Annotated in this window: 16 protein-coding genes; 1 reads left to right on the forward strand and 15 read right to left on the reverse strand. The window is 22.9% G+C overall.

Features of this window, described 5'->3' with window-relative positions; all coding sequences use genetic code 4:
* The first annotated feature begins 181 nt into the window (after positions 1-181).
* Positions 182-568: a hypothetical protein gene (locus AACK95_RS05375; RefSeq protein WP_338979808.1), complete on the forward strand. Its 387-nt coding sequence runs from the start codon at positions 182-184 to the stop codon at positions 566-568.
* Here the strand turns inward: AACK95_RS05375 and AACK95_RS05380 are convergent.
* The 15 genes from AACK95_RS05380 to AACK95_RS05450 form a co-directional block, all read right to left on the reverse strand.
* Positions 565-1,803, reverse strand: a complete 1,239-nt coding sequence (locus tag AACK95_RS05380; RefSeq protein WP_338981052.1) for an IS256 family transposase — start codon at positions 1,801-1,803, stop codon at positions 565-567. The two genes, AACK95_RS05375 and AACK95_RS05380, sit on opposite strands and share 4 nt — an antisense overlap.
* Positions 1,804-1,908: 105 nt before the next feature.
* The gene (locus AACK95_RS05385; RefSeq protein ID WP_338979810.1) at positions 1,909-3,945 is read right to left on the reverse strand and encodes a hypothetical protein; all 2,037 of its coding nucleotides are present in this window, start codon (positions 3,943-3,945) and stop codon (positions 1,909-1,911) included.
* Complete coding sequence (locus AACK95_RS05390) at positions 3,890-5,137, reverse strand: hypothetical protein (protein ID WP_338979812.1); 1,248 nt, start codon at positions 5,135-5,137, stop codon at positions 3,890-3,892. The genes AACK95_RS05385 and AACK95_RS05390 overlap by 56 nt, the downstream gene beginning before the upstream one ends.
* Positions 5,138-5,281: 144 nt before the next feature.
* The gene (locus AACK95_RS05395) at positions 5,282-6,979 is read right to left on the reverse strand and encodes a hypothetical protein (RefSeq protein WP_338979813.1); all 1,698 of its coding nucleotides are present in this window, start codon (positions 6,977-6,979) and stop codon (positions 5,282-5,284) included.
* Between the two features lie 3 nt (positions 6,980-6,982).
* Entirely contained in the window at positions 6,983-8,701 is a 1,719-nt protein-coding gene (locus AACK95_RS05400) for a hypothetical protein (protein WP_338979815.1), read from the reverse strand.
* A gap of 14 nt (positions 8,702-8,715) precedes the next feature.
* The gene (locus tag AACK95_RS05405) at positions 8,716-9,900 is read right to left on the reverse strand and encodes a hypothetical protein (RefSeq protein WP_338979816.1); all 1,185 of its coding nucleotides are present in this window, start codon (positions 9,898-9,900) and stop codon (positions 8,716-8,718) included.
* A gap of 18 nt (positions 9,901-9,918) precedes the next feature.
* The gene (locus AACK95_RS05410) at positions 9,919-10,296 is read right to left on the reverse strand and encodes a hypothetical protein (protein ID WP_338979817.1); all 378 of its coding nucleotides are present in this window, start codon (positions 10,294-10,296) and stop codon (positions 9,919-9,921) included.
* 17 nt (positions 10,297-10,313) lie between these two features.
* Positions 10,314-10,499, reverse strand: a complete 186-nt coding sequence (locus tag AACK95_RS05415) for a hypothetical protein (RefSeq protein WP_281748210.1) — start codon at positions 10,497-10,499, stop codon at positions 10,314-10,316.
* A gap of 1 nt (position 10,500) precedes the next feature.
* Positions 10,501-10,689 carry a hypothetical protein gene (locus tag AACK95_RS05420; protein WP_338979818.1) on the reverse strand — a complete coding sequence of 63 codons (189 nt, stop codon included), beginning with the start codon at positions 10,687-10,689 and terminating at the stop codon, positions 10,501-10,503.
* A gap of 40 nt (positions 10,690-10,729) precedes the next feature.
* On the reverse strand, positions 10,730-10,888 hold the full coding sequence (locus AACK95_RS05425) for a hypothetical protein (RefSeq protein WP_338979819.1): 159 nt from the start codon (positions 10,886-10,888) through the stop codon (positions 10,730-10,732).
* Positions 10,889-11,071: 183 nt separating this feature from the next.
* Positions 11,072-11,341, reverse strand: a complete 270-nt coding sequence (locus tag AACK95_RS05430; RefSeq protein ID WP_338979821.1) for a hypothetical protein — start codon at positions 11,339-11,341, stop codon at positions 11,072-11,074.
* A 230-nt stretch (positions 11,342-11,571) separates the two neighbouring features.
* A complete protein-coding gene (locus AACK95_RS05435) occupies positions 11,572-11,733 on the reverse strand; it encodes a hypothetical protein (RefSeq protein ID WP_338979822.1) in 162 nt (53 codons plus the stop codon).
* Position 11,734: 1 nt separating this feature from the next.
* Positions 11,735-11,932 carry a hypothetical protein gene (locus tag AACK95_RS05440; protein WP_338979823.1) on the reverse strand — a complete coding sequence of 66 codons (198 nt, stop codon included), beginning with the start codon at positions 11,930-11,932 and terminating at the stop codon, positions 11,735-11,737.
* A 12-nt stretch (positions 11,933-11,944) separates the two neighbouring features.
* A complete protein-coding gene (locus AACK95_RS05445; protein ID WP_338960722.1) occupies positions 11,945-12,181 on the reverse strand; it encodes a hypothetical protein in 237 nt (78 codons plus the stop codon).
* A 278-nt stretch (positions 12,182-12,459) separates the two neighbouring features.
* Complete coding sequence (locus tag AACK95_RS05450; RefSeq protein ID WP_338979825.1) at positions 12,460-12,615, reverse strand: hypothetical protein; 156 nt, start codon at positions 12,613-12,615, stop codon at positions 12,460-12,462.
* Between the last annotated feature and the right edge of the window lie 19 nt (positions 12,616-12,634).

The following is a 12,634-nucleotide window of genomic DNA, read 5'->3' on the forward strand; positions in this document are numbered from 1 at the left end:
ATTTAAAAAACCACTTTCATATTTAAAATATAACAAACAATTTCAATATAATTAATAGTATAGGTATCATAAAATAAACGCCTTTAATTTAAGCGTTATTTTGCGTTTAAAAGCATACTTGTAAAAATAATCAAAAATAGTACAATTTAAAAGTAAAATCAAGGAAAAAAGGAGAATTAAAATGCAAGATAGCAAAGAAATAATAAAAAACGTAGAAAATAAAAAAGAAGAAAAAAGAAAAGAAATAAATAATTTAAAAAAATGAATTAAAACAAATTATAAAAAAATAATATTATGAACTGCAGTTATAACAGCATTATTATTAAGTATAATGTCATACTATAAAACTTATAATTATAAATCATATTTAGGACATGACTATACAGTCTACTGGGGGGGTGGAACAACAATATGGTCAGAAAAAATAAATGATCAACATAAAATAAATTTATATTTTGGAATTAAGCCAATAGATAGTACTGATATAAAATGGGACGGTATTTATCCTAATGGATATTTTGAGAGGCTTTTTAGTAATCTGTGTATCTTTGTTTTGCAAAAGTACTAGTTCAGATTAATTCTGTCTTCAAATTTTATCATAAAATGAGCAATTGCTGTATTTCAATTTTGAATGGGCATTGTTCATTTTTTTGTTATATTTTCAATTGCTAAATAAAATATTTTAAAAACTGCCATATCATTTGGAAAAACTTTTTTATTTCTGATGACTTTTCGTAATTGACTATTAACAGATTCAATAGAATTTGTAGTATAAATCACTCTTTTGATTTCTGGAGGATAACTAATAAAAATCATTAAATTATCTCAATTTTTATATCAAGATTTAGCAATTTGAGGATAGTGTTTATTTCATTTACTTTCAAATGATTCTAAAGCTTGCATTGCTTGTTCTTCACTACATGCATTATAAATTGGCTTTAAATCTGTAACTAGTGATTTTCGATGTTTGTATGAAACATATTTTAAACTATTTCTGATTTGATGAACTATACATAATTGATGTTCAGTTTTAGGATAAACTGATTGTATTGCTTCTGACATGCCTGTTAAGTTGTCACTACAAGCAATAAGAATATCATTTAAGCCACGATTTTTCATTTCTGTGAAATTTGCTAATCAAAATTTAGTGCCTTCATTTTCACTAATTCATAAAACTAAAACATCTTTTTTACCTTCTAAATCAACACCTAAAGCTATATAAACTGATTTGTTAATAATGCGTTTATCTTGTCGTACTTTAACTACTATACAATCAAAATAAACAATGGGATAAATGCCTTCTAATGGTCTATTTTGTCATGCTTTGACATCATCAATCACATCATCAGTAATTTGACTAATAACACTTTCACTAATATCAGCACCATGATATAACTCTTGTAACTGCATTCTAATATCTGATAATGTCATACCTTTTGCATATAAGGAAAGAACTTGTTGATCAAAACCATCAAATCTTCTCTGTCTTTTTGGCACTATTACAGGAGTAAAATTACTATTACGATCTCGTGGTACATCAATCTCAATTTTACCTTGTTGAGTTATTAATTTTTTTGAACTTATACCATTACGAGCATTGTCACTATTACTATGTTGATTTTTTTCATATCCTAAATAATTTTGCATCTCAGAATTCAACATTTTTTCAACTAAACGTTTTGTTAATTCTTTATATAAACCCCCTTCTTTAAAAACTGTTGTTAAATCTTCAGTATTTTCTAATAATAAATCTACTGCTTTTGATATTGGATCATTATTATTAAAGTTATCTTTTTTAGCCATCTGTAACTCACTCTTTCTAATCATTTAATTATATTTACTAGAATTAATTAAACATAGTTATTTTTGTAAGTTACACAGATTACTAAACATTACCTATTTTGATAATTAAATTTCTAGATTTATATAAGAAATATTTTCATTATATTTATCAAATAAATTAATATTATTTAATTCTATTTCTTGTTTATTAGTAATTAAAATTAAATCATAATTACCAGCACCAAATATTCCACTGATTTCAATCCGATTTAAATTATTAATCGGATTTTCAGTCTGTAATTCAAATTCATTAATATTATCAATTTGCGAAATTTCTTTATAAAATTCAAATTTAGAAAATAATTGTGATTTATTAGAACCATATAAATTTAAAGCATTTTCAATTTTACTTTTATCCATAATTGTTCTTGTAAAATACTTACCATATTCACCATTACCTAATGTTCAATCTGCTGGAATTAATGAAGGAATATTATTACTTTCTAATTCATTAGTTATAGATAATCAATTAAATTGATTATCATCTAATTTAAATAATTCATTTTGACTAATATCATTATTTTTTAACTTAATGTTATTAATATCAGTAAAATCAAAATATTCAGATTTTAATATAACTTTTGCATCTTTATATTCCCAAATTTTATTTTCATTAGGATGTATTGGACTTGATTTTAGTTCGAAATAATAAGGTAACAATATTTTATTATCATCATTTAAACCTTTATTAATTGATAACATTGAATAAATATATTCTGATAACATGATAAATATTTGTTTGAAAATTTTTACTTGTTTTAAATTAATATAGTTTGGGTAATCTAATTTTCATTGTTTAAATAAATTAGTAATAACATCTTCGGGCTTTTGTCCCTCAAATTTTACACGTAATTTTGCAATATCATTTTTTGGTTTACCATTTTTATCTTCATATGTAGCACCTTCAAAATTTATATTGTAGTTATATGTATAACTTAACATATCTAATAATAGTTTCTGTAAACTATCATTAGTTGGTGCATCTTTTATTTCAATTTCAATATCATCAAATCTATTATTAGTTGCAACATATTGATAAAATTGACTTTCACCTACAAAATCTCAAACTTCTTTATCTTTTAATTCTTTTTGACTTTTTAGTGGTCATTTACCACCTAAAACATTACTAAATTCATATCCTAATCAAGCGTGTGTAACTCTTGCATTTTTAATTATTTCTTTTCTTGTTTCTTTACCACCACCAATAGCAATTAAATCTAAAACCGATTTTTCTTCTCCTATAAATTGTTTTGCTAAGTTTCAAGGTAATATTTGTTCACTAAATCATTGTTGTAATATTCTAACTTTTGGTTGAGTTTCAATAGGCATTGATAACAGCGGAAATGCTATCTTATCCTTGATAAATAACTTTGGGTATACTTCCATATTGTCAACTTCACCAAGTACCTTTATATTGCCGAAAATCATGCTTCTAGGTGCTTTAATTTTTAAACCAATAACTTTTGTATCTTTATCTAATGGTTTTTGTAATTTAATAATAATTGGATAACCATCTCTTGTTTTAAAATCTTTAATTTTAATAATAGTAATACTTTTAGTACTTCTTGTTTTTGGATTTTGATAAGGTTGTGAATAATTATTAATGATATATAAATTATCAATATTATTTTCAATTAATGGTTCATTTATACTAACTGCATATAATTTAAATTGATTTAATAAATTTATTTCTTGAAAAATTAAATTTTTAATATCAGTCATACTATATTCAATTGTATTATCATTAATATTTGTGCTAGCTCTTTGATTTAATTGCATAGTAAAGTCTGATGTTTCAACAGCAATAGTTTTTAATACTTTATCAATATCAATAAAACCAATTTTAATAGTATTTGCTGAAAATCTTAAACTATTATTTTCATTATTTTTAAATAAACGTTCAATTTCATAAATATAAATTGTTCTTTTTTTAAATTCATCGTATGCTCTATTAATATCTGGGTCACTAGTAGCACCCATCATATTAGTAAAATCATAAGGAATATTATCAATTAAATAATCATTTTCTACTTCTGCTTGATTAAGTTTAGTTTGCTTCTGTTTCTGTGGAAACTTTGTTTGTGGTTTGTTGTTGTCTTCCATTGTTATCTCCTATTAATTGGTTATTTTCTGGATTAAATAATTTTAATTTAACTGTTAAATTATTAATTTCTTGTTCATCATTAATATTAAATGTTTTACTATTTAATAAATCTTTATCTATACTTACTAATATTTGAATAAATTTAAGAATATCAATATTAAATTGTCATAATTTTTGTTCAATATAATTAATAGTTGAAATATTTACTGCTGTACTTTCAGGTACTGATTGTTGTGCAGATTTCTTTTGACTTGGTATATGAATACCACAACGTTTAAATATTTCATTAACATTTCAATCATATATATCAGTTAAATTTTTACCTTTAAAATTACTATTTGTCATATTGATATTTTCGTTTTGTTCATTATTATCTCCACCACTTTTAAATATGTAGTTTTTAGTAACTAATGTTCTTACTGCATCTTCAATTAAAGATTGAACATTACCATAAGTTTGACTAAATATAAATTTAGGTGAATTTAAAATGGTATCTAAAACAATTTGTTCATAAATAACATCTAATGCTTTAATCTTATCCATTACTTTATTACAATCTGCTAACTCATTTGCTTTATTTCGCATAATTGATATTGGTATATAATTAATATTTAATGTTTGTTCTTGTTCTAAATTAGGGTTATTAATATATGATTTAAAATCTAATGGAAATTGTTTTTTATTATCACTAATACTATAAATTGCACGATTAATAGTTACTTGTTCATTATTTAATGTATAAATTTCAAATAATCTTACAGTTTGTACATTTTGTTGATAACTATCATAAAAAATAGTACATTGAATTAATTTGCCAGTAATATCATAAACTCTTTGTTGTATATCTACTACTTGAAAATATAAATCATCATTAGCAATATAAATTAAATAACCACTAATTCCTAATTTGCTTAATTTAAAAATAGAATTTCAATTTTTTCTATAAAACTCTTGTTTAATTAAATATTGTTTAATAGTTTCATTATTAATATCTAATGGAGCATTATATAAATTAGCATTATTTTCAGCTATAAAATCAGTGAAATAAGTTTCATGATTAAAATCATTAAAACCAAAATAATTTAAAATTGAAGCATGAGTACTTTTATTTTTATTATTTAAAAATTTTACTTTTTCATTTTGATTATCACTAATATTACTTTTATCTTTTCTAAAAAATTTACCTAACATAATATTCACCACCTTTCTTAAAATATTTGATTAATTTTTAATATGATTTTTACAATGATAAATATAATTAAACCTGCTGTTGCAGATGATAAAATTACTCCTATTAAACCTAAAATAATTTTTATAATTTTAAAAAACATAATATTATTCCTGTAATTCTTCTAATTTTCATACATTACCTTTTAAATTACCTTTTCCAGTATAAATAGTAATCCATTTTGCATGTTGAACTGATAAAATTACTATATTAGTACTATCATTAAAGGTTTGTATTTGTACACCAGCAATTTTTTTATCAGTTATAATAAATTCTTGAATAGTATAAACTGGATTATATATACTTCAAGAATAATAAACTCTATAATGTTTATTTTCTTGAAAATCATAAGTAATTTGTCAATTATCTCATTTATTTTTCTCTCTTGTTCCTACATCTTTTCAATTTGAACTACTTGGACTTGGTGTTGGAGGAATATCTTTTAATTCAATATCTCAATTATTTTCTTCTATTTCATTAGTTTCTAAACTTTTTGAATTAATTTTTATAGGTTTATTTATATTAATTACACTTGGTGAAGTAATATCTAATGTATTACTTTTAATTCTATAAATTTTATTATTTGTCTTAGGCTTATATATTTTAGTTCCTAGTTTATTTCCATCTAGATTAGTTACTATTCAAGAATTACCATCAAAATATGATAGTATTAATTCATCATTTTCGGGTTGGACACTTAAATGAGCTTTAATTTCATTAGTAGAATTTGAATAATAACCTGCTGAATCAATAGCTACATTATGGGCTGTTGGTACTGCACCATAAAAGAAAAATACTCCTTTATGTCCTTGACTGTTTGACATATTAGGTGACCAAAAAATTTGATAATATGTATTTCTTGTTAAAATCATTGATTTTTGTTCTTCTCATTGTGGATTATTTAAAAAATCTTGTGGTGTTACTAAATAAGAACTTACAGATATTACATTATCTTCTGTAATATTAATGCCATGACCAGTACTTAATTTATTTTGTTTAGTATTAGTTAAAGCTGTAATATTTTTTTGTTGTTTAGCAGAAAAATCACAAGTTGGAGCATGTGTATAATCACCAATTTGTGGATTATTTTGTAATGCTTCTGGTGGTAATGTTCCAATTTCATCAGGTCAATCTAAAATCATTGTTTCAGTTTCTTTATCGTAATCTGTTGCAACATAACCTTTATTAATAAATTTACTAACAGGACCTCTATATATTTCATTTTCATTATCATCAACTAAATCATCATATAATTTAATTTGTTTTAATAATGTAAATTCTTTTTGTTGTTCAATTAATTGATCAACTTGATTTCTAGTATAAAATGCTTTTAAGTCAATTTTTTCAACATCTATTTCATCATCATTATAACTTGAAAATATTTGTTTTAATTCAGTTAATCTTGCTCATATTTTCATTCTACTAGGTGCTAAATCTCAAACATTAATCGTAGGAGTACTATTTGCACTAAATTGACTACCATTATTAAATTGAATAGTAGCATCAACATTAAATTCAATTGGTGTACGATTAAATACTCAATGTTCAACCATAACATAAACCATATCTCTTAATGTTTCTTTAATTAATTCATCTTTAAAACTATCAAAGGGAAATTTAGATAAAATAAAATCAAGATAAGCATTAATATCATTTTGAGCACGAATAGCAAAAGTTTTAAATCAATCATTAACATTAGGTCATGTTTGTATGTATTGCTGTGGAGTTTCTGTAATTTTTCCAGTTAATGGATATCAGTTATTATAATTTTCAAGACTGACACCAGTTCAAAGTTTATTAATCATAATTTATCATTCCTTAAAAAATGCTTGTTTATAATGATGAGTATGTTTTTTTGTTTTTCTATGTGTTATATGTTCAATTTCTTTTTGTATTTTATTTTTGTTTTTTCTTATTTTTTTCTTACTTTTTGCTATAACTTGACTATATGCAAATTTTTCTAAATGATGTAATAATCCTGTACCAAATAAAGTATTAACTGAAAATTTTAAACCAACACTTTTAAATGATTTATTTACATTTTCAATAGGATTATTAATAACATTTACTACTTTATGATAAGTTCTTACTATTCTAAATATTTCTCTATATACTTTAAAACTATCTCTAATTACTTGTTGAACCACTGGTGGAGCAAATGCTATTGCTTTTAATCATTTATTATGATTAACACCATAACCAATGTATCAACCACTATATCAACGATATCAATGGAATGGATGTATTTGAGTAACAAAAGTTTCTGCTTTAAGAATACTATCAACAACTGTAATTGGTTTATATTTAGTATTGCGATGATAAATAGTAATTGCACATTTATCTAATGACAAAGGTTGAATTTTACAACCCATAAATACTGGTGAATTTAATGGAATTAATTGTGCATGTTTAATTGCTCTTTTTTCTGCACTAGTAAATAAATCAGTTGCTTTTTCTTTTAATTTATTAATTTTTTCAAATGCTTGTTTTTCTAACTTTTCAAATTTTTCTTGTAATTTATATATACTTTCTCTTATTTTTTCAAAATATGGTGTATCTTTTCAAAATTTATTTAAACCTTTTTTTAAATAAAATCTAATATCAAAATATTTAAAACTTTGATTTGCTTTTAAAACAAGTTGATGAATAACATTATTTTTAAAATTAAATTTAATAGAATTAGCACGAATTTTTTGTAAATCTAAAATTAAAGTTTTTCCATATCTATTTTCTGAATGTATTGTATGAACTAAATTTAATCAATCATGTTGGTTCATAGATAGTACTTTTTTTAAATCAGTATTATATTTTTTTAAAAAGTTATTTGTTTTTTCAATATCTTTGATTTTAAATTTTGGAGTTAATTGTGGACTTAATTTTATTAATGTATTTTGTAATAATAAATAATCTTTTAATTCTTGTGCTTCTAATTTTTGAAAATTATTTTTATATTGTCTTTCAGCAACATAATCTAAATCTCGTAATACTGTTTCACGATTAGGAGTAAAACTATAATTCATTAAATAACGTTTATTACCAATAATTTTATCTGTTAAAATTTCTTTTCCACTTACTTGACTAATAACTTCTTGTAAATTTTTGGCTTCTTTAATACCAACTTGTTCTAATGTTTTAGTTTTTTGTGCTAACTTAATAAATTTATTTGTACGATAACCACGACTAATTTTATTCAGTCCAGCAAATGCAGGTAATATATTAAAAAAAGTATTTAATTTTGTTACATTTCCTTTTAAATAATCATAAACTTGATTAATAGTAAAATCAGTTAAAAATTCTACACCAACAGCACTAATACTAGCAACTAAATCACTTGCACCTAATCCAAGGGCTACACTTTCACTTAATCCACCAGTAAAAGGAGCAAGTGCTACTGCTATAACTTGTACACCAATCATTTCTAAAATTTCTCATCAAAAACTTTTATTTTCTTGTTGGTTACTTGTTCTAGTATGTTTTGGTTTATTTATGTTTAAAAGTATTACTGTACTAGTTGTACCAATTGGCATGATATTAATTTCCTTTATTTAAGAGTTATTTTAATTGGATTTATTGAACCTTTATAATTTAAATCATTAACATTTGAAGAAATAACTATGTATAAGTCACCCGCTTTTTGTTTTTGATTACTTACATTAGTTTTTCCTTGTGCATCACTAAAATATTTAATAGTTGGATTTGTTAAATTTGGATTTAATGATTTAAGTTCATTAGTACTTTTTATTTGTGTATTTAATTCACTATTATTGTTATTAACATTTGCAGTAATATCAATTGTTAAACTTGTAATTTTAGTTTTTAAATCAGTTTTTTCTGTTTTAATAACTCCACATAACATTCATCTTGATGTTGTTTCATTATTAGAAATATATGGTATTGCTTCTCCAACAACTTCACCAGCAACTTTATATGCTCTTCCTGCTTTATCATCTTTAATAAAATCTACATAAATAACTGTATTTTCTATCATGTATCTTTTCATTGCTCTTGGTGTTGCTAAAATAAAGGTCATTAATTGTTGTTCATTTTTATCATTAGTAAAAATCATATAGTCATCAAGAACAATTTCACATAATACACCTTTTACATATAAATTATTTCCATTTAAACGTAATTGTTGTGCCAACTGATTATCGGTAATTAAACCTTTATTATCTGCTAAATAAACTAAACTATCATAAAGACCATTAGTAATAAAAAATTTACTATTTGCAATATTTCTAAATTGAAACAAAGTATTTCAAGCAGATAACATTGATTTTAAATAGCCTACTGGTGTTGTATCTTCAATATCAATTTTAGTAGCAAATTTTGCAATTGCTTGTGTATCATCAATTGCCAATTTATCTGCTAAATCATTTGCAACTTCATATTGCATACTATCTAATAAATTTTGTCCATTATTTGCTTTTAAATCTACATCTGCAATAATTTCTCCTGCAAGATATTTTTTAGTTATTTTTTTACTAATTTTATCTGTATCAACATATGGTAATTCATATCTTTTACTTTTATCATCCCAAGCAATAATTTTTACTTCCGGTTTTTTTGGTTTTTTAACAATAAACTCAATATTTACTGAGTCAACAATTTCAGTAGGAAAAAAGTTTGCCCATGGACTATTTGAAATTTTAAAAAACTCTATAAATTCTGGTGCTTCTACTAATCTCTCTGTATTGTCTAAATTTTGATTAAATGGTACTGACATTTTATTTCTTCCTTTCGTTTATAAATAATTTTTCTTTTTATAATTAATTAAAAAATTTTCTTTATCATTTGTTTTATTATTAATAATTATTTGTTTATTACCACCTGTATTAATTGTTTGTTTAAATACTGGTTGCTCTTTAATCATTTTTTTAATTGTTTCTTCTATTTTTGAATTTTCTATATTACTTGTTTTAAATTTTAAAAAATCATAAAATTCAGTTTTAACTTGATATTTTTTAAATATATTAATCATTTCTTTTTCTTTAATTTCTTGATTAAGTTTATTTAATTTATTTTCTGCTTCATTAACTTTATTTTCTATTTCTTGTGAAGAAGCATTATTTTCAGTTAAAGGTTCAGTTGTTTGTTGAACATTATTTTCATTTTCTAACATTTAACATTCTCCTAATCTTATCCTAATAATCAATCTTTAACTAATTGTGGCATTTCGCTTATTAATTTTTTATAATCATTAACTGCATTTTCTAATGTATCAATATCAGAAAATTTAAAACAATTATCAATATGTAAATCAAAATCTCTATCAATACTGATATCTTGTTTTCTATATTTTTCATTAAATTCAATTTTTGTCATATTATTTTTCTCCTTTATTAATTTTTTCATTTAACTTTGCTATTTTTTTTTGATGTTTAATAATTTTGTTATTTGCTCTAACATGTTTTGGAGTTGTGATAAATCTTTTTAATAAAACAATAATTTCTCTACAAATTAATGTTCCAACACTTGTTCCAATAATTATTAATTCATGTAAAAATTCTTTCATTTGAATATTTTCCTTTCAACTATTTATTTTTAATTTTTAATTATTCATCAAATTGACCACCATTAATTCTTTCAATCATCGATTTTGAATTACTTATAATGCTTACTAATAAGGCCATTTCTTTATTTAACTGTTCCATTCTCTCTTTATATGTCTGAATTTCATTATTATAATATTTAATTAATTTTTCTTTATTCATAAATTATTCACCTCCTTTATAAACTCATGTGATTATAATCTCAATTTAATGAAGCATTATCATGATTTAATGGCACTTCGCTCATATTATCACTACCATAATATTGACACTTGCAGTTTCACTATTAATAGTAAATCTATTATCATTAATTAATCTTGTAGCTTCATTTGTAAATGGTGTTTCTTACATTTCTTGATTATGATGTATAGTTTCAATAGGTAATAAATTATGGATTATTTCACTTGCACCAGCAACTATGGTAGGTACTGCATAAGCATTCATAAAATCATTATTTATACCCATAGCAACACCACTTGAAATTAAACAACCACCAGTAGCCATATTACAAATTTTTCTTATTGTTTCAAATTTATTAGGTATTAACTCAGTTAATCCACTAATAAGATTTGATATACCATAAGCATTTAAACTAATATATGTATCTCAATCCATTAATGACTGATTTTCTTGCTTGTTTAATAGTAATCATGGTGGACCTTCTGTTGTAGTTGTAGTAGTTATTGGAATTGGTGTTGTTGGAATAATAGGATTAATATTGTTTTCAGTTCATTTACTATAATTTGCTAATCCAATTGTTCCTAAACCTAAAATAATTTTTTTAGAACTATTAATTAATTTAGTTTTAGTATTTGGTCTTTGATTTAAATTTCATATATCTAAACCTAATTTTTACCAAATAATAAACTATTAATTGAACCTAATACTGGATTTGCAATTACTTGACCATAATAAGCACTTGTACCAATCATTGCACAAATTGGACTTATTCCAGTTCTAATTAATTTAGTTAAAGTATAATTTGATTGATTTTCTATACTTGACATTTTATTCTCCTTTAATTTGTTTTAAATCATTTAATAGTTCTATAAATTTTTTCATCTCTTTTGAATGATAATCAATGCTTCAATAATCATCATTTCAATTAAAAATTATATGTGTATCTGAATGTAAAAATTCAACATTATCAATAAAAAATAATTTTTCATCTACATTTCATTTAATTAAAAATTCGCGTTTAGTCATATTTAATCTCCTTTAATTTTCTAATTTTTTAATTGTTACTTTAATTCAACCTTGATAAACATCATTATCACCAACTATTAATGCAACATTACTTTCTGGGTCAGAAACAATTATGTGTTTGGATTTAACATTTGGGTATTGTTTTAAAATAATTGCTCTAATATCATTACTTGTATGAATTGCTTTTGGAAATGGTGATAATATTTCAATTTCATCTTTATTTTCAAACAAAGTAGGTAATATTATCATTAGTCAAATTCACCTCTTTCAAGTCTTATAATTCAGTTTTCTAACTCATAAAGTTTGGATGAATATTCTATTAATGAATTATTTAATAAATCTATTCTTTCTTTCATAGAAATAATTAATTTTTCTTTATTCATAATTTAACTTTTCTTTTCTAACTCTTTTATTTTGTTTTTGTTTACAAAAGTTATTACATTTATGTGCATAAAATCTACCATAACCACATTTATTATTCTTTATTACTTTTAATAAAATTAGGAATTTTTAATTCATTTTTATTATTACTCATTATCAAATTCTCCATTTCTTATTAATTCAAGTAATTTCATAATTCTTTCTGGTTTATCATTTTCATAAGAATAATCACAACAATTACAATGATGTACATTAATATTTCATTCCTCTTCAATATAATCAATTAATTTTTGTTTAATCATTATTTTTTCTCCTTATTTT

Origin of the sequence: Spiroplasma endosymbiont of Lasioglossum malachurum (assembly GCF_964020065.1) — a bacterium.
Lineage (GTDB): Bacteria > Bacillota_I > Bacilli_A > Mycoplasmatales > VBWQ01 > Spiroplasma_E.